This window comes from Acinetobacter sp. 3657, from assembly GCF_031456775.1.
In the GTDB taxonomy this organism is placed as follows: Bacteria; Pseudomonadota; Gammaproteobacteria; order Pseudomonadales; family Moraxellaceae; genus Acinetobacter.
Genome location: NZ_JAVDVH010000004.1, coordinates 140,377 through 159,191 on the forward strand (window position 1 = coordinate 140,377; position 18,815 = coordinate 159,191).

At 39.3% G+C, this 18,815-nt stretch carries 18 protein-coding genes; 8 read left to right on the forward strand and 10 right to left on the reverse strand.

The window, feature by feature from the left end; translation table 11 throughout:
* Window positions 1–30: 30 nt before the first annotated feature.
* From J2Y37_RS06525 to J2Y37_RS06540, 4 genes are all read left to right on the forward strand, one after another.
* The gene (locus J2Y37_RS06525) at window positions 31–921 is read left to right on the forward strand and encodes a LysR family transcriptional regulator (RefSeq protein WP_349032276.1); all 891 of its coding nucleotides are present in this window, start codon (window positions 31–33) and stop codon (window positions 919–921) included.
* Between the two features lie 111 nt (window positions 922–1,032).
* The gene (gene tal / locus J2Y37_RS06530; RefSeq protein ID WP_349032277.1) at window positions 1,033–2,022 is read left to right on the forward strand and encodes a transaldolase; all 990 of its coding nucleotides are present in this window, start codon (window positions 1,033–1,035) and stop codon (window positions 2,020–2,022) included.
* A gap of 73 nt (window positions 2,023–2,095) precedes the next feature.
* On the forward strand, window positions 2,096–2,746 hold the full coding sequence (leuE, locus tag J2Y37_RS06535) for a leucine efflux protein LeuE (RefSeq protein WP_349032278.1): 651 nt from the start codon (window positions 2,096–2,098) through the stop codon (window positions 2,744–2,746).
* A 163-nt stretch (window positions 2,747–2,909) separates the two neighbouring features.
* On the forward strand, window positions 2,910–4,082 hold the full coding sequence (locus tag J2Y37_RS06540) for a benzoate/H(+) symporter BenE family transporter (RefSeq protein ID WP_349032279.1): 1,173 nt from the start codon (window positions 2,910–2,912) through the stop codon (window positions 4,080–4,082).
* A gap of 43 nt (window positions 4,083–4,125) precedes the next feature.
* Here J2Y37_RS06540 and J2Y37_RS06545 read toward each other — a convergent pair whose 3' ends face one another.
* The 7 genes from J2Y37_RS06545 to pepN all read right to left on the reverse strand — a co-directional run bounded on the left by J2Y37_RS06545 (window position 4,126) and on the right by pepN (window position 13,415).
* Window positions 4,126–5,958, reverse strand: a complete 1,833-nt coding sequence (locus J2Y37_RS06545) for a monovalent cation:proton antiporter-2 (CPA2) family protein (protein ID WP_004671618.1) — start codon at window positions 5,956–5,958, stop codon at window positions 4,126–4,128.
* A gap of 113 nt (window positions 5,959–6,071) precedes the next feature.
* Entirely contained in the window at window positions 6,072–6,791 is a 720-nt protein-coding gene (locus J2Y37_RS06550; protein WP_241322639.1) for an MgtC/SapB family protein, read from the reverse strand.
* 132 nt (window positions 6,792–6,923) lie between these two features.
* Window positions 6,924–7,631: a hypothetical protein gene (locus J2Y37_RS06555; RefSeq protein ID WP_349032280.1), complete on the reverse strand. Its 708-nt coding sequence runs from the start codon at window positions 7,629–7,631 to the stop codon at window positions 6,924–6,926.
* A 326-nt stretch (window positions 7,632–7,957) separates the two neighbouring features.
* On the reverse strand, window positions 7,958–8,395 hold the full coding sequence (locus tag J2Y37_RS06560; protein WP_349032281.1) for an RDD family protein: 438 nt from the start codon (window positions 8,393–8,395) through the stop codon (window positions 7,958–7,960).
* Between the two features lie 75 nt (window positions 8,396–8,470).
* Complete coding sequence (locus J2Y37_RS06565) at window positions 8,471–9,160, reverse strand: dienelactone hydrolase family protein (protein ID WP_349032282.1); 690 nt, start codon at window positions 9,158–9,160, stop codon at window positions 8,471–8,473.
* Between the two features lie 137 nt (window positions 9,161–9,297).
* Window positions 9,298–10,677 (reverse strand): L-serine ammonia-lyase, encoded by a 1,380-nt coding sequence (locus J2Y37_RS06570; protein WP_004671627.1) that lies wholly within the window; start codon window positions 10,675–10,677, stop codon window positions 9,298–9,300.
* Window positions 10,678–10,808: 131 nt separating this feature from the next.
* The gene (pepN, locus tag J2Y37_RS06575) at window positions 10,809–13,415 is read right to left on the reverse strand and encodes an aminopeptidase N (protein WP_349032283.1); all 2,607 of its coding nucleotides are present in this window, start codon (window positions 13,413–13,415) and stop codon (window positions 10,809–10,811) included.
* A 429-nt stretch (window positions 13,416–13,844) separates the two neighbouring features.
* Between pepN and J2Y37_RS06580 the strand changes: the two genes are divergently transcribed.
* The gene (locus tag J2Y37_RS06580; RefSeq protein WP_004671629.1) at window positions 13,845–14,102 is read left to right on the forward strand and encodes a hypothetical protein; all 258 of its coding nucleotides are present in this window, start codon (window positions 13,845–13,847) and stop codon (window positions 14,100–14,102) included.
* Window positions 14,103–14,171: 69 nt separating this feature from the next.
* Here J2Y37_RS06580 and J2Y37_RS06585 read toward each other — a convergent pair whose 3' ends face one another.
* Window positions 14,172–14,633, reverse strand: a complete 462-nt coding sequence (locus J2Y37_RS06585; RefSeq protein WP_004671630.1) for a DUF2147 domain-containing protein — start codon at window positions 14,631–14,633, stop codon at window positions 14,172–14,174.
* Between the two features lie 154 nt (window positions 14,634–14,787).
* Window positions 14,788–15,264: a DUF2147 domain-containing protein gene (locus tag J2Y37_RS06590; RefSeq protein WP_005196643.1), complete on the reverse strand. Its 477-nt coding sequence runs from the start codon at window positions 15,262–15,264 to the stop codon at window positions 14,788–14,790.
* Window positions 15,265–15,537: 273 nt separating this feature from the next.
* On the opposite strand from J2Y37_RS06590, the gene J2Y37_RS06595 reads away from it, so the two are divergent.
* The 3 genes from J2Y37_RS06595 to J2Y37_RS06605 all read left to right on the forward strand — a co-directional run bounded on the left by J2Y37_RS06595 (window position 15,538) and on the right by J2Y37_RS06605 (window position 18,355).
* Window positions 15,538–16,698 (forward strand): hypothetical protein, encoded by a 1,161-nt coding sequence (locus J2Y37_RS06595; protein WP_349032284.1) that lies wholly within the window; start codon window positions 15,538–15,540, stop codon window positions 16,696–16,698.
* 16 nt (window positions 16,699–16,714) lie between these two features.
* Window positions 16,715–17,539: a hydroxyethylthiazole kinase gene (gene thiM, locus J2Y37_RS06600; protein ID WP_005196639.1), complete on the forward strand. Its 825-nt coding sequence runs from the start codon at window positions 16,715–16,717 to the stop codon at window positions 17,537–17,539.
* A gap of 93 nt (window positions 17,540–17,632) precedes the next feature.
* Window positions 17,633–18,355: an AAA family ATPase gene (locus J2Y37_RS06605; protein WP_349032285.1), complete on the forward strand. Its 723-nt coding sequence runs from the start codon at window positions 17,633–17,635 to the stop codon at window positions 18,353–18,355.
* Window positions 18,356–18,448: 93 nt separating this feature from the next.
* Here J2Y37_RS06605 and J2Y37_RS06610 read toward each other — a convergent pair whose 3' ends face one another.
* Complete coding sequence (locus J2Y37_RS06610; protein WP_349032286.1) at window positions 18,449–18,811, reverse strand: 5-carboxymethyl-2-hydroxymuconate Delta-isomerase; 363 nt, start codon at window positions 18,809–18,811, stop codon at window positions 18,449–18,451.
* Window positions 18,812–18,815: the final 4 nt, after the last annotated feature.

Here is an 18,815-nt window from a genome sequence, read left to right on the forward strand (position 1 = left end):
GTTTTTTTGATAGATGAGTATCTTTGAGCAATGAATATAAATCAAGAACAACTCCTCATGTTTCAAACCGTCATGGAAACAGGTTCATTTTCCGCCGCTGCCCGTAAATTAGGTAAAGTACCTTCAGCAGTGAGTATGTCGATTGCAAATCTAGAGATAGATCTCAATCTTAATTTATTTGATCGTATTGGACGCGAGCCAATCCCAACAGCAGAAGCAATCGTCCTCTACGAAAAAACACAACAACTTTTGATTGAAATGAATCAATGGAAACAGCATGCCTATGCACTTAGTACAGGATTAGAATCGACTTTAAATATTGTCGTCGTGTCAGAGCTATTACATACTAATTGGACAGATTACATCACGCTACTTGAGCAACAGTTCCCTAGCCTTGCAATTAACATTGTTTCTGCTCCGCAAGAAGATGCACTGCAAATGTTGCTCGACCAATCGGCACAGTTAGCGCTAATGTTTGAACGAGAACATTTAGACAGTCGTGAACAGTTTGTTGAACTAAAACGAGAAGCTTTAGTTCCTGTAATTGCTGAAAATCATCCTTTTGCGCAACTTGAGCAAGTATCATTCGAACAAATGGTACAGACACGTCAAATCGTTGTCGCGAGTCGTGATAAAAACATCAAACCTGAACTTCTCTTTTCCAAAGACTATTGGCGTACTGACAACCATCATTCCGCTTGTATGATGATTGTCCGCAATTTAGGTTGGGGTGTTCTGCCTTTAGAAATGTTTAATGAAAATCCTGAATTAAAAAAGAAGCTAAAAATTTTGAAGCTATATGATTTTAGTCCAAAATTCGAATACTACGTTGATCTCGTTTGGAGTCGTGAAAGTGAGTTAGGCGCTGCCGCACGGTTTCTAATTGAGCATATCCGGAATCAACGTCAAAAAATGAAATAGCTCGGTCAACAGACCCTCAACATTTCTCTAAAATGCGGTGCTTTGCTTTCCTGTGGATTGTGTTATAAATGAAGTTACCCATAATATTGTTTAAGAAAGAACGTTATATCAATGACTCAAACCGCATTAGACCAATTAAAGAATTTAACGACTGTTGTCGCAGATAGTAGTGATCTAGAAGCAATTGAAAAATTTCGCCCACTAGACGCAACAACAAATCCATCACTGATTACCGCCGCGGCTGAACAGCCAGAAAGCAAAGAACTGATTGAAGATGCTTATGCACAAGCAAAACAAGAAGGTTATCAAAGTGATGCGTTAATTGAACGTACCATTGATATTTTAACAGTCAAATTTGGCGTTGAAATCTTAAAATTAATTGATGGTCGTGTTTCAACTGAGGTTGATGCCTTACTGTCTTATGATACAGAAGCAACGATTGCTAAAGCACGTGAACTTTCCAAACTCTATAAGGAATATGGAATTGAACAATCACGTATCCTCATTAAAATTGCTTCAACTTGGGAAGGCATTCAAGCCGCTAAGGTGCTTGAAGCCGAAGGAATTCCGTGTAACCTGACTTTATTGTTTGGCTTACATCAAGCACAAGCTTGTGCAGATGCAAAAGTGACTTTGATCTCACCATTCGTAGGTCGTATTTTAGATTGGTATAAAAAAGCCGAAGACGTGGATCAATATCCTATCGAAAAAGACCCTGGTGTCTTGTCTGTTAAGAAAATTTATAACTACTACAAACAACATGGCATCTCGACTCAAGTCATGGGAGCGAGTTTTCGTAGTACAGCCCAAGTGCTTGGCTTAGCAGGTTGTGATTTATTGACCATTGCTCCAAATCTATTAAATCAATTGGAACAAGATCAACATATTGTTGAAGCTCAACTCTCTACGACTTCAGCACAACAGGCTGAAAAAATCGAACGTACCGCTCAAACCAAAGAAAGTTTTAAAGCCGAACTCGAACATGATTTAATGGCATTTCAGCTCCTCCAAGGTGGCATTGATGGCTTTATTAAAGCGCGAAACCAATTGAGTTTGTTACTCCGTCAATCTTTTGGTATTGATGCTGAAATCACCCCATAATTAGCTGATTTTTCACCTATTAAAAACCGATTTTTGCTATATTAGTGAAAATCGGTTTTTTTAAGAGTTCAGTGTGTTCGGCATCACAGATTTAACCACATATATTATTGGTACAATCTTAATCATTTTATTACCCGGCCCGAACTCCGTCTATGTGATGTCTGTTGCCTCACGCTATGGAATACGTACAGGTTACGCTGCTGCTTGTGGCGTATTTACTGGCGATTTTATTTTAATTATTTGTACTGTTTTAGGTGCAGCATCTTTATTAAAAGCGTTCCCGATTCTGTTTGTTATTCTCAAAATAACAGGTGCTTGTTATCTCGCTTATTTGGGTTTCAAACTGCTACAAAGTGCTTATCAAACGTGGAAGAAACCGCAACAACACGCAGAAATGGCTGATTTACCTCAATTAGATAAAGTGCATCCCTATCGAACTGCGCTTAGCATTAGTTTATTGAACCCCAAAGCAATTCTATTTTTCCTATCGTTCTTTGTGCAATTCGTTGAGCCAAATTACCCCTATCCAATGTTGAGTTTCTTGGTACTGGCATTGATTTTACAAATCGTCAGCTTTAGTTATCTAACTGCACTTATTTTTTCAGGCATAAAATTAGCTGGTTTTTTCAAAAATAATTATAAACTCGCGGCAGGTGGTGTATTTTTGGTCGGGATTTTATTCTTCGGCTTTGGCTTAAGGCTCGCAACTTCAACCTTGTCCTGATCTAGATCAACATTAAATTCACGCCAAGGAAGGCAGTTCATGATGTTTGATCCCCATCTCTTTTAACCGAATCATCAATTTATTCAATCATCTTTGAACTACGATTTAAGCCATATTAACGATATACTTTTCAACAAATTTTAATCAAGTATAGATGCATATAATGCAACGCCTAATTCAAGATTTTTCGATCCCTGCGGTATTTGCTGGCTTTATCACCTTTTTGATTGGTATTAGTGTTTCAGCTGTTCTCGTCATTCAAGGTGCCCAATCTTTAGGTGCGAACACAGCACAAATCAGCTCATGGTTCTGGGCACTCGGTTTAGCGATTGGACTTTCAGGTTTAATCCTCTCTTGGAAATATAAATATCCTGTTGCTACTGCATGGTCGACCCCCGGTATCGCACTGATCATTGCCTCTACAGGACATTATGATCTTTATGAAGCCATCGGTGCGTTTGTCATCTGCGGGATTGCCATTGCAATTGTTGGATTTTCAGGTGTTTTTCAAAGGTTATTGGCACATATCCCAACCAGTCTAACCTGTGCCATGCTTGCAGGGATTCTATTAAAGTTTGGTATTCAAATCTTTAGTAGTCTAGAAAGCCATCTAGGTTTTATTCTCAGTATGTTGGCGATTTATCTTGTCTCTAAGCGCTTATTTCAACGCTATAGCATTGTATTGACTGTGCTTTTAGGTGCAGCGATTTGCCCCCTGTTTATTGATTTTCAACTGCAACCGATTACATGGTCTTTGACTCAACCTGTATGGATGCAACCCGCATTTTCATGGTCTGCCGTTCTTGGTTTAGCACTTCCGTTATTTGTGATCAATATGACTTCACAAAACTTACCCGGCATCGCGATGATTAAAAGCTATGGCTATCACCCTCACGTCAATCAACTCGTGGGCTGGACAGGTGTTGCTCATACCATTTTTGCACCTTTTGGCTGTTTTTCGGTAAATTTAGCCGCGATTAGTGCAGCAGTGAGTTTAGATGATCAAGTTCATCCCAATCCAAGCAAACGCTATATTGCGGGAATCAGTTGCGGTATATTTTATATTTTCATGGGGCTTTTTGCGGCGACTTTAGTCAGCCTACTCATGTCATTTCCACAAATCTTTATTGTGGCACTTGCTGGCATTGCATTATTTGCCACGATTAGCCATAACATTGCAGTTGCTTTTTCCAACGTAGAAGAGCGTGAAGCTGCGCTACTGACCTTTTTATGTAGCGCATCTGGTGTCCAGTTTTTGGGTATCGGTTCTGCATTTTGGGGACTTATTCTGGGCCTTTTTGTCTTAATATTATTTAGATTTAAAAATAAGCCTTAGTCAAAACTAAGGCTTATGCTGTCCAGAGGATAAATCTTTAAGGTTATTTATCTTCTAACTCTTTTTGGGTTTCTTCATCATTTAAAATTCGCCCAGCCTGCTTTGGTCGAAGCAGTGGTTCTGTAGGTCGTGGATGTGCATGGGTGTATTGTAAACCAGCCCCAGCATAAACATCATCTGCGGCTATTTCCGTTTCAAAACGCTCATCATCACGATCACGGATTTCATTGCTAATACGTTTCACTTCATCCTGATCAACACCTAACTCTTTTAAAATCACGCCACCAAACTTAATGGCTGATTCAAAGGTTTCACGGACCATATAATCGACTTTCTGTTTGACCAAATACAACGAATGTTCACGGTCATAAGATCTCACAAGTAGTTTTGCAAGTGGAAATTCATGCCCCACCAATTCGACGATTTTATTGGTTGTTGCCTTACTATCCACACACACCACAATGGCTTGTGCATTTTTAGCACCCGAGGCATGTAAAATATCTAAACGTGCACCATCGCCATAATAGATTTTAAAACCAAATTTCTCTGCGTTTTGAATCATATCAATATCGTTGTCAATAATAGTGACATCAACACCTCTGGCTAATAATAACTGGCTGGCAACCTGACCAAAACGACCAAATCCAATCATCAAGACGCTACCACTTAGACCTTCTGCTATATTGACGTTTTCCAGAGAAATCGTATCTTTTTTCTCTGTAAATCGTTTGAAAATAATACCAAAAATAGGCGTGAGTACCATTGAAAGTACCACAATTGCGGTAAGGTTTGACCTAATTGTATTATCAATGACTTGAGCACTGACGGCCGCAGCAAATAGTACAAACGCAAACTCACCACCTTGAGCCATGAGTAAAGCACGATCCAAAGCATCGATATGAGAACTTTTCGTGACACGCGCAACGATATAAATCATCAGTGCTTTTACAAACATCATGGCTAAAACGCCACTGATGATGAGCTGCCAATTCTGTGCGACGACAGATAAGTCCAGCGACATCCCTACACCGAGGAAAAAGAGCCCCAGTAACAACCCTCGGAACGGCTCAATATCTGCCTCAATTTGATGTCGAAAAGTTGATTCTGATAACAATACACCTGCAAGAAAAGCACCCATCGCCATAGATAAGCCACTCACTTGCATCAACAATGCCGCGCCCAATACCACCAAAAGCGCTGCGGCTGTCATCACTTCTCTTGCTTTTGCTGCCGCCAAGAGTCTAAATAACGGATTGAGTAACCAATAACCTGCTGCAATAAGACCAGCTATCGCAATCAAACCGATACCGATGGTTTCTAATCGTGCTGAAGTTGTTTCCACCACATGATTGGGTGCCATAAAAGCAATTATGGCCAATAATGGAACGATGAGCAGATCTTCAAATAATAATATGGAAACAACTTTTTGCCCCCGAGGTTGAGCAATATCTCCCCGATCACCCAGTAACTGCATCACTATAGCGGTTGAGGTCAGCACAAAACCTGCTGCTGCAATAAAAGCAATTTGCCATGTAAATCCAAATAAAATGCCCACACCAGTTAAAGCCAAGGCACTCACTATAATTTGCAAAGTACCTAAACCAAAGATTTCCCGCCTAAGACTCCATAAATGTGAGGGCTGCATTTCCAAACCAATCACGAATAAGTACATCACAATCCCCAACTCAGCGATATGCAAGATGGATGTTGATTCATGGAAAAATGCAAAACCAAATGGCCCTATAATCAAGCCAGCAATGAGATAACCTAATACCGAACCCAGTCCAATGCGTTTAAAAATGGGCACAGCAATCACTGCCGCAGCCAATAAAACGACGGGAGCAATTAAACTTATTGAATCAGCCTCTGAACTCATACTGTTCTCATTGTTATCAATTTGATTTCATTCTATTTGAAAGAATAAAAGACGGATAGCGCATTTATAGGATAATGCATCCTATTTGTTTGCATAGACACCCACCAACGTTCTTAGTCGGTTGCATTCTTATCCCAAAAAGCTTGGCGTATTTGTGGCATCGCATTCAAATGATTGATGATGTGTTGTGCCTCCTCTGCCTCGATTGAGGTAGCAATCAACGTCACTTCTATCTCCACTTCTTTTTCACCAAATGGCGTAACATCAATGTCTTTAGCCGGGTAATTATGATGTTTAAGCGTCGAATTTAGTTCATCCATCACCACTTTACTATGACTGCGGTCACAAACAATATAGATCACATGCAGCACTTCCGTTTCATCATCCAATGGGCGACGATCAATTGCATGCACGATGGGTCTCAACAACGTATTTGCTGCCAAGATAAATAATGTCGCCAAGATTGCTTCTATGATTAGGTCTGAACCCGCAGAAGCTCCCACTGCTGCCGAACACCATAAAGTTGCGGCTGTGTTTAATCCATGGATGTTTCCTTCTTGACGCATAATCACACCTGCGCCCAAAAAGCCGATACCTGATACCACGTAAGCAATCACTCGAACAGCCCCATCTGCGCCAGTTAAATTGATTGCAATATCGACAAAGATCGCAGCACCCACAGCAACCAGCACATTGGTTCTTAATCCTGCAGTCCGTTGGCGATATTGTCTTTCAAAACCAATGAGTGCGCCCAAAATAAAGGCAACGCTGAGACTAATTAGCGTATCAACGGTATTGATCAAATCAATATTTTGTAGAAATTTTAATTGCATTAGATGCCTCTAATCATTATTGCCAGCCATAACGGCGGGTATACATATTTTTTTGCCTATTGTGTTAGACACACATAGGCAATCCAAACAATGGGTAAATATAGAAAAATTAGATGATAAAGAAATGAATTGTTATGGTGATGCAGGGGTAAAACTTAGCCCGAATCCAAACCATCGCTGTCGAAAATCATGGACACGATCACCAAAAGAGGCTGCTAAAGTTAAGACATTGGGAATAAGACTGTAATGCACAGCCGTTTGAAAGAGTGGCGCTTGACGATCTTGATTATAGGTTTCAACACTTAAAGCTAGACGGTCCGTTAGGGCATAATTTGTGGCAATACTCCACCGCAATAACCGTGCATGATCTTGAGCATATTGATATCCCAAGTTACTATGCAGCGCTAAACGTTGATCTAGAAAATTAAAACTTACAGGTACATTTAAAAACCAATCCAAATCAGTACGCTGTTCAGCCTGATCGTCTCTAGACAGCGTCAAACTGGTTGCAATACCCCAATCATTTTCCATCGGTTTTACGACAGTTTTTACTTGTGCTGAAAAACCGCGTACCTGATCAAGCTCTTTAGTCGCATGATAGCCAATTGAAACTTCTAAATTCTGATTTAGATTACAGGCAGGTGTGACTTGATATGACCATGCACCGTCTTTTAAATATAAATAAGAGGTTTCTAATTGACAGCGATGAGCGTCTGTAATTGAAGCATCGTCGGTATTTAATAATGGATCTGCTTTGCTCTTTTGAGTAGGCAGCAATAATCCACACAGCGCCAATATACCCATAACACCGTAACACTGAATGGAAGCATGAAAAAACATAGGCTTCTCCCCATTTTAGGTGAGAAACTAAACAGGTCGTATTCAAATACAATAAATTTTTGCTGATAGGTAAAAATTTTATAGAGGGGTTAATACAATTTTCAATCAAAGCTATCTCATTGCAAGATAGCCGACCTAAAAGGCTATATTGCTCAGTATTCGCTTTGGTTTAATTGATAACTAAACCCGAACCTCGAACAACTTCCCATTTAGGATCTCCGTTGAATAAACTCATCGGCATTATAGGGCGTGTTAATGTATAAACAAGCCCTATCATGTGAATTTTTTATGAAAACGTAAAAAATTGAGTCTTAAAATGTTCTAAATTAAAGCTCTTTCACTACAACTGTTTTTGCCATTTTGTCATGCCAGCCTTGCTTTTTTGGGTCAAATGCCACCCAAATTAAACCAATAAACAAAACTAAAGTTGCTGGGAAATAACCGATATAACGAATGATACCTTGACCAACAGACACCTGTTCACCCGTTTTCTCATCCAGCACTTTTAAACGCAATAAACGTTTGCCTGGTGTTCCTGCGAATTTGACCCAGCAAAATATATAAAAAATGGCTGTTAGGATTTGCCAGATCCAATCCCATGTTGACATGAACTGAAATGAAGAAACCCCATCTGATGAGACCGTAGTATCACCACCACCAAAAAGCATGGTAAGTGGAATCAAAGCGACAATAATAATGATCGTATCTAGAATCGCTGCACCAAAGCGTATCCAAAAACCCGCATACTCATATTTATGAGACATTTTCCCCTCACTTTTTATTTCTATATTAAAATTAAAGACAAATACTGATAAATAATAAACTGTTGATGCAATAAATCATATTACCTTTTGTTTTAATTCACGGTCAAAAAACTCGACTGTACGCTGCCAAACCAATGCTGACTCAGGACTATCTCGACTAACTGTACGAAAACCATGTGGCATCTGATAAGTATAAGCTTCGACACGATCACCCAATTGCTCAATCAACTTATTACGCTTTTTAGCTGGGCAAAATGGATCAAATTGATCAGACCAATGACCTTGTAGTAAGCGAATTTCATCCAAAGACTCTGTTTTTGGTACACCTGCACCTTCTATCCCCAAAGAATGATGATAAACAACAGGTGCTAACATATCTTCACGCTTCGCCATTTGGATCACATATCCACCTGTTAAACACTGCCCTAACATACCTAAACGACCATTTGATCTTGGATCAACTTTTAACGCATCTAACAACACATGAATTTCTTTATTGACATCACTGTCTGCTGCATTGCTACGACCTGCTTTGGCCACCATTGCTCGAATGCAATATTTGACTGCGCCGCCACTATATAAGTTCGGCACATAAACCAAATAGCCTCGATTTGCTAAATCTTGCGCATCTTCACGATAAGCATCAATGACGCCATATAATTCATGCAGTAATAGAATTGCGGGGAATTTCTCAGTGGATTGAGTCGGTGTATACACCTCAACTTCGATTTGACGAGTGGGTAAAGTGATTGTTTTTATTTCCATTTTAGTGATCTTTGTTATATAAATTACATCCATACTATTTGTGACAATATTAATTGTCAAATAAAAAAGGATGTCTGACCACATCCTTTTTTACCGTCAAAGACTTTCTATCTCAATACAAAGTGCAATCAAAAGTTTTAACACTCAATCGAATTGACTGCCAATCCACCTTTTGAGGTTTCCTTATATTTATCAGACATATCCTTGCCTGTTTCCTTCATGGTTTGAATCACTTTATCCAGCGAAATATAATGCTCACCATCACCATGTAATGCCATCTGAGCAGCATTAATCGCTTTCACTGCTGCAATTGCATTTCGTTCAATACAAGGCACTTGTACCAAACCACCGACAGGGTCACAGGTCAGTCCTAAATTATGTTCCAGCCCAATTTCGGCAGCATGTTCAACCTGCTCAGGCGTACCAGCTAAAATTTCAGCCAATCCAGCCGATGCCATTGCGCAAGCTGAACCCACCTCACCTTGACAACCTACCTCAGCACCAGAAATTGAGGCATTCAATTTACATAAAATACCGACGGCTGCTGCACTCAAGAAAAATCGAACGATGGTATCTTCAGACTCATCTTTAGAAAAGTTGACATAATAAGACAACACTGCAGGAATAATGCCTGCCGCACCATTGGTCGGTGCGGTGACAACACGCCCACCCGCGGCATTTTCTTCATTGACTGCAAGTGCATATAGATTCACCCATTCCATCGCATTAAATGTGGTTGCAATCAAATTTTCATTTTCTTTTTTGAGTAAGCGTTGATGAATGTTTTTAGCTCGGCGTTTCACATTTAATCCACCAGCTAAAATCCCTTCATGCTGCAATCCATTTTGGATACAGACTTGCATGACGTGCCAAATCTGCATAATTTTGGCACGAATTTCAGCTTCACTGCGCCAACTCTTTTCATTTTCCAACATCAAATGACTGATACTACATTGATGAGTTTTGCACAACGCCAATAATTCTTTAGCACTCTGAAATGGATAAGGAACGACTGTATCATCCTCCATAAAACTCCCTTGGTGAATGTGGCTTTCATCTATGATGAATCCCCCACCTATGGAGTAATACGTGTTTGCATAAAGTGTATTTCCCTCAGCATCTTCGGTCTTTATCCTCATTGCATTTGGGTGATAAGGCAAAGCTTCATCAATAAAAATAATATCTTGGCGTGGATCAAAGTCGATCGTATGAATCGCATCTATTTTAAGCGTATTGGATTTAAACACCTGATCTAAAAGAACTTGGCTATGCGGAATATCAATAGTTTCAGGATCATTTCCCATCAAACCTAAAAGTGTGGCTTTGTCTGTACCATGTCCTATTCCTGTAGAAGACAATGAACCGTATAAAAAAATCTGAACTTTCGCAACCTTGCTTAAAATATTTTGGGCTTTTAAGCTTTGAGTAAAACGATATGCTGCTCGCATGGGTGCAACGGTATGTGAACTCGAAGGCCCAACACCGATTTTAAAAAGATCAAAGACGCTCAATGTCATATATTATTATCCTCCTATATCCAGTTTTTACTTTATTCTAAATCATGATCAACATGTGAAAAATATAATAAATTACGCATAAAAAAAACCACAACCGTCATCACGATTGTGGTTTTAAAACTTTCCAGTGCTTAAATGCTTAACAAGCTATTCAAAGTCTCTGAAACATTCTTCGATTTCACTTTCGGTTGCAGGGCTTTTAAAGCGTGTTGCACCTGACCTCGTTGCGGTTCAGCCAAGGTATACCAACGCGAAAGCACCTGTAATAAACGAGAACCCAAAATTGGATTTTTCTCATCTAAATATGCCGCGAGCTGAATAAAATGATCTACACCAAAACTCCACGTATTGACTGGGTTATTGGCCAAACCACCGCTGACTGAACGAATACGGTTTGGAGTGGTTAAATCATAATCTGCATGTTGAGTAAGATATTCAATCGTAGCTGCCGTGGCACAAGGATTGGATGCTTGAATCGTAAACCATTGATCTAAAGATAAAGCTTCATCTTTAAAGCGATTATAGAAATCGTCCAATGCGGTTTGTGCTTGTGGCGCATCATTCCATACCAGTACGCGTAATGCACCTAAACGTTCTGACATATTCCGCGTGTTTTTATATTGCGCATCCGCCAAATCAAATACCGAAGCATCCCCTTGACGTGCCAACATACTTAACATGATATTTTTCAATGCACGGACACCCATTGCCAAAGAAAATTCTTTTTGCATATCTGGGTCTAAAGATAAATAGGTATCTTTCCAGAAAGAACCCATTTCTCGTGCCAAACGATTCAATACCGCTTCACGTTTCTCACGGACGAGTTCAGGTTCGTAGTCTTGATCAATACGGCTACCTAAATAGTTTTCACTTGGCACATCAAACAAACGTGATGCGAGCAATGGATCTTTATTTACCAATTCAGGCAAGGTGTTTTTAATCGCCTGAATATAAGTATCCACCTGATGATCTTCTAACAAAATACGCTCTAATAAGGTTTGAGTCGCTTGCCATTGGTTAAAACCATTAGTTTCGTGTTGAATCAAAAATGCAAGATCATCATTTGAATAGTCAAATACCAAATTGACTGGCGCAGAGAAATTACGCAACAACGATGCAACAGGTTGTTCAGTCACCCCAGTAAATTCGATCGTTGCTTCATCTTGATCAAACAAATACACGCCATCTTTGACATCATTTACAAATAGATCAGCACTATGCAAAGTGTATTGTTCGCCTGTATGGGCATTGAACAAAGCCAAAGCCACAGGAATTGGCACTGCTTTTAAGTTCGGATATTTAGGATGCGCTTTAAGGCTTTGTTTTAAGCTCAAACGATAGGTCTGTGTCGCCGCATCATATTCACCTTTGGCATCCAACTTTGGTGTCCCCGGTTGATTATACCAAGTAAGGAAGTTAAATAAATCAACACCAGAACCCGCACTTAATGCAGCAACCCAATCTTCAACTGTCACAGCTTGACCATCATGACGGCGGAAGTATTCGTCTGTACCCTGACGGTATTTTTCTTTGCCTAATAAGGTCGCCATCATACGGTTAATTTCCGCACCTTTTTCATAGACCGTAGCGGTATAGAAATTATTAATTTCTACAAAATGATCTGGACGTGGCGGATGTGACAATGGTCCTGCATCTTCAGGGAATTGGTGAGATTTTAATACCGCTACATCATCAATCCGTTGTACCGCCGCTGACTGTAAATCCTCAGAGAAAGACTGATCACGGAAAACCGTTAAACCCTCTTTTAGACACAACTGGAACCAGTCACGACAGGTAATACGGTTGCCTGTCCAGTTATGGAAATATTCATGCGCAATCACAGATTGTACGCGCATGATCGCGGCATCTGTGGTGAACTCTTCATCAGCAAGTACACATGAAGTATTAAAGATATTTAATCCTTTGTTTTCCATGGCACCCATGTTGAACTGACTCACCGCCACAATCATATAATTGTCGAGATCATAAGGACGACCATAATGTTCTTCATCCCAACGCATCGAATGCTTTAATGCTTCCATCGCAATGTGACATTTTGGAATATCTTTTTCGATCGCGTAAATTTCCAAAGCGACATCACGACCTTCTGAGGTGGTGTAACGATCTTTTAAGACTGCTAAATCACCAATCACACATGCAAATAAGTAACTTGGCTTCTTGGTTGGATCTTGCCAAATCGCATAGTGGCGACCTTCACCCGCCTCACCTGTTTCAAGCAAGTTGCCGTTGGCAAGCAACACAGGATATTTCTTATCAGCTTCCACACGGGTGGTAAATTCAGCCAAAACGTCTGGACGATCTGGATAGAAGGTGATTTTACGGAATCCTTCAGGTTCATTCTGCGTAACGAATAAATCACCCGCTTTATACAGTCCCTCAAGCTGCGTATTCGACTCAGGATGAATGATCACTTGTGTTTGAAGAATGACCTCATCTGGTGCATCAGCGATCACTAATTGTTCTTCATCTAACTGATATTGATCAGCACTGAGTAATTGTCCATTCAGTTGAATCGACTTCAGCTCTAAATCTCGACCCAATAGCACCATTGCACCTGCTGCTTGCCGCTTCATCACAAGTGTTGAATCAACAATAGTCTGGTCGCTATAAACTTGAATATCTAAATGAATCGATTCAACCAAGAATGATGGCTTTTGATAGTCTTTTAAATAAATGGTTTGATCTGTTTGAACAGGAGGTTGAGCCGCGATATTCATCAGTATTCCTTATCTTTCATGATTTCATGTACATGGTCTTGTTGACAAGACTTCTTGAAGCGTCTTTTACTAGCATAAATTATGCCGTTTGGTCTAAAAATATCGCATTCAAAACAATTGTGGTTGCGATTATCTCAGATATCTGCACAAATCATACGCCAACAAATATAAGCTGTCTGTAAGACCTGTCATGCGTTTAAAATTTTTATTGGGTTGAGAACAAGTATTTTCAAATAGAACTTGAAGAATCAGTCTATCGTTTAGACAAAATTACAACATCGTTTTCTACTATTAAATAAAAATGACAAAATCCATGATATTTGCCTGCTCAACTTACATTCTTTGCTTAAGTTATACATTTTGTGCACGGTTATTGCTTATGTATTTATGCCAATCTAGGTGAATAAAATAAAAGCGAGGGCTATAACGATGGAATTAAAAGCACATTTGTATCGTCTAGAAAACATTAAAGCAATCCATGATCTTGCAACCGCAGGTGTTGATCATCATGTGATCTCTGTCTTTTTGTCCGCAGAAGGGATTGAACTTACCACCTTAGAAGTAACCAATATTGTAAATACCTATGACGCACTTGGGAAAGAAAAAGTGCCGAGTAAAAAAGTACAAGCACTCATCGCTGCCAAGAAAATCAGTCAGGAGGATGAAAACTTACCATGCCCTGTTTAACATTTCCGCTCTGACTCAATAAAAAAACCTCAAATCAACGTCTGATTTGAGGTTTTTTTCAAGAATAACTTATGGATTTGCACTGTTGGTCCGAATCCAAACCACAGTACGTCCTAAAGCGGACACGCCCATATAACCACGCATACGGAGACGCTTACCTTCACCAGAAACCACACCTTTGCCTTTGTATACACGTCCACTGGTTGCTTCCAATACAAGACCGTCAATATATGCATTTGGATCATTTGGATCTTGTCTAAATCCTGACAAAATTTCTAAACCAACAAGCGGCTTATTCGTGTGAGGCGCTGGACATTTGGTACAATTGCTCAACGAGATCCCATGCGCATTTGGATAACGATACACAATCTTGCCATTAAATCGCCCATTGTCACCTTTTCGAATTTCGATAATTGAAAGCTGCTGACCCGTTCTCTCTTCGATGCTTTTCCAATAACCCTCGATAGCGGCAGCGAAAGTCGTTGTACTTGCGAAAGCAATACAAAGCCCCATGAAGACATGCTTATACATATTAACCCCGTTAAAAAGTAACCTATTTATATTTATAGATTTAATGATTAAAAAAATAGCATATTTAAAGAGAGCTTACACTGTACGCCCCAGTACTTGACTATATAAATTTTCTAACAATCAAATACGTACAGTGTAATTTTAAAATTATAATTTAAGGGTTAGCACTATCTGTTCGAATCCAAACCTGAGTACGTCCAAGTGCTGAAATCCCCATATATCCACGCATACGCATACGCTTACCATCCACACTTAGCTGCGCTTTACCCTTATAAATATTGCCTGTTTTTGGTTCAAGTATTCGACCATCAATATATTGATGTGGATTTTGTGGGTCTTGTTTCAATCCCCAAGCGATTTGCAAACCCAATATGGGTTTATTTTTAAAAGGCTCAGGACATTTAACACAGTTCGTTAAAATGGTGCCACCACCAGGGACCGGATAGCGATAGGCAATTGTGCCCGTGTAAGTTCCATCCGTTTTCTTTTTGACTTCAATAATCGAAAGTAGCTCACCACTACGGTCATCAATACTTTTCCAGAAACCTTCTGGCGTTGCAGCATGACCTATTGCGGTAAATAACATCAAAGAGATCCCCATGATTCCATTCATGAGTAATTTTTTTTGCATACATTGCTCCATTATGCGGCACAGATCCATCTGTTCTATATTTTTATGCCAATGCTTAGATTCAGTCAACCAAATATAAAGATATTTAACGGCTTAAATCCAAGAGAAACAGTAATTAATTCACACATTTATAGACAAACAACCATAGGTTTACATTCTACTATTTAATGCAAACTGCAATGTGCCAACACTTATTTCGCAATATAATCTTTGCATCACTTCTGCTGTCAGCAATGTATAATCTTGTTTTTACAAATTGCAAGTTGAGTATCAATGGAGTTACAGATTCTACAAAAACAGTTAGATGAAAGTAGCCATTGCCCTTTATGTCAAGCATCTATGTTTTGGATAGAGGCAGAACAATACACCCAAGAATTCCAATTTCATGAGTGTAGTCATTGCCAACATCGGGTTTTTAGCAGCGATAGTAAATTAAATTGTCACTGTGCCCAGTGCACAGCTCAGCGTAAAAAACAAACGCAACAGACCCTGCTACAAGAAAAGCGTAAATACAAAATAAAAGATGACGTTATTTATGGCCTCAATCAGCTTAGTTTTTTACAAAAGTTGTTCTTGTTAAGCTTATTGGATAATTATGCCCGTGAAGATGTTCAGCATGATGAACTCATCTATTGGAAGAAGATTAAATATCAGCACTTTACGCCTAATTACTTATTTCAACATCAAATCGTTCAAGAGTTACTCAAACTCGGTGTTTTAAGACCCCAAGATTCAGATATAGAAACAGAACACTTTTACTTAAATCTTCGTTTAGATGGTTATTCAGACCCAAGCCTGTTTAGTGTGGCACAACAATTACGCTATTGGTTTTATGAAAATCTGAGCTCAGGCATCCCCTTTAAAAGCACGGATGAGGTGAAAGATGCACTCTATACGGTGCTATATCAGGAGATCATTCAGTTCATGCAGTTCTATTGCCGAACTTGGGGAATTCAGATCGCAGGCAATCGTCCTTTCCAAAGCTTCTGTTTTCGTTTGATGGAAGGACTCGCCGTGGGTCAGATTTATTATCTGATTCAAACTGCACTGGAATATCTTCATAAGCAAAAAGTGTTACAAGCTCGGAATGATAAATTTATTAACACCAATTTATTAAAAAAAACCTTAGAGCAGTATCGAGAACGTGCTTTAACCGAGCACTGGGAAACCTCAACCTTACCAAGACCACATAACATTCCATTGAGTAAAATGAGTGAAATTTTATTATTTAAATTCTTGGGTTATGATGAAAATGTCTTTTTTCAACCGGTTTGGAAGTCTTGGCGAAAAATAGAACCTCGTTTAAATTTCTATTCGGTAAAGCGTTGCATGTATTGTGGTTCAAATGATCTTATTGTGGATTACGATGCTGAAGAGTATGTATCTCTCATCTGTCGTCAGTGTAAACATCAAGATCATTATTTTACACGTTAAAAAATCAGGATTTACTATGTCACAAAAACAACAACTCATTGATCAAGTCATTCAAGCTTGGCACGCTTTACAGCAACAATCTCCATTGGTTCAATGTATTACCAATAGCGTAGCCAACAATTATGTGGCAAATGTGCTGTTGGCTGCGGGTGCATCACCAGCCATGATTGACAATCCTTTTGAGGCAGAAAGTTTTACCCAAATCAGTTCAGCGTTAAATATTAATGTCGGCACACCCACCACAGAACAAACCCAAGCAATGCTGATTTCAGCTAAAACTGCTCAGCAACACCAAGTCCCTTGGGTGCTTGATCCTGTCGGTTATGGCGAGATTTTAAAATGGCGCAGTGAAACGGTGGATCAACTTCTCCAGTTTCAACCGACTATTATTCGCGGTAATGCCTCAGAAATGAGTGCACTCGCAGGTAATTTAACCCAATCAAAAGGTGTAGACAGCACGCTCAATAGTCAAGATGTGTATGCTCAAGCACAAAGTTTACTCCAACATACTGAATGTATCGCGATCTCAGGTGAATCTGACTATATTATTTCTAAGGAACTCGACATGGTGATTCAGGTGAATGGTGGTTGCCATTTACAGCCGAAGATTACCGCAACTGGCTGTGCTTTAGGTGCATTAACGGCAGCTTACAGTGCTGTAAGTTCGCCAACTATTGCAGCACTTGCTTCACATATTCATTTCTCCATTGCTGGCAGGCTAGCCTATGATCAAGCCCAAAACGTAGGGAGTTTTAATGTGATGTTTTTGGATTATGTCCACATGTTAGATGAGAACTTAATACGCCAATACCATAGTATCCAATGTCTTGAATCCGTGTAATTCGCGTAGACATTTACAGATTGATATCACTTGAATAGAGAAATTTTATCTATGATGATTCATTTGATTATTCAACATTAATATTTTTGAATTATGAAACCATTTCTCACTCGAGTTGAACTTCTCAATACCATTCCAGATGACTTTCCGTTTTTACATCTTTATCCAATAGAATTTAAGAAAAATATCACGGTCATCACGGGTGAAAATGGAAGTGGAAAATCAACGATTTTGGAGGCGTTAGCGCTAAAATTTGGTTGTGCAGCAGAAGGTGGAAGTATCAATTTTAATTATAAAACTGAAGATACACATTTTGATTATAGCCCCCACCTGCGTATCCATAAATCTGCACGCAGGATCAAAGATATCTTTTTCTATCGATCGGAAACGTACTATAACTTTCTCACGGAAATGCGCCAACTCGATGCAGCAGCCAGTTTTAGCCCACCTATACGAAATGCTTATGGTGGTAAAGATTTACATATGATGTCCCATGGCGAAGCAATGAAAGCGCTGATTGATCATCGTTTTCGAGCAGAGGGTTTATATATCTTAGATGAACCCGAAGCCGCCCTTTCGATTAGTAATCAAATCAATTTTATTGAAAAAGTGATCCAACTGAGTCAAGCAGGTACGCAATTTATCATTGCAACGCATTCACCAATCATCATGCTAATGCCAAATATTCAACTGCTGCAACTCACTGAGAATAGCTTTAGAGAGGTCAATTTCAGTGATACGCATATTGCTTATATGTATAAAGAAATTCTGAACTCAAACGGCGAGTTTATTAAGCAGATCATTGATATTGATTAATTTTATATTTAAAAAATCATTCTTCAAGGCTTATTGCTACTACAAGTGGAAGCGATCATCGCTGTTGCATAATGAAGCCTAGAATCTTCAAAACTAAGCTGTTGACTTGAAATAATGTTCTCTTGGCATATCAATGACTTCAACGCAAAGCTGAATCGGATATCCAATCTCAGCTTTCATATAGCTTTTTTGTTCAAGAATCGCCAACAGCGTATCACCTAAAGTTTTCTTCTGTTGTTCAGTTCGACCACTTAACAAATAAAGCTTTAAATGGATGTAGGCTTCTTGAGTTTCACCCAAACCAATCAAGAAAACCTCGTCTTTGAAAATTCGAGACTTGATATCATTTGCACTAAATAATGCTGTCTCAGACAAAGCTGTATTGACTTGTTTAAGTAATTTTTGCTGATCTAAACTTGTTAAATTTGCTGAATAATTTGCAATGATATGTGGCATTCTT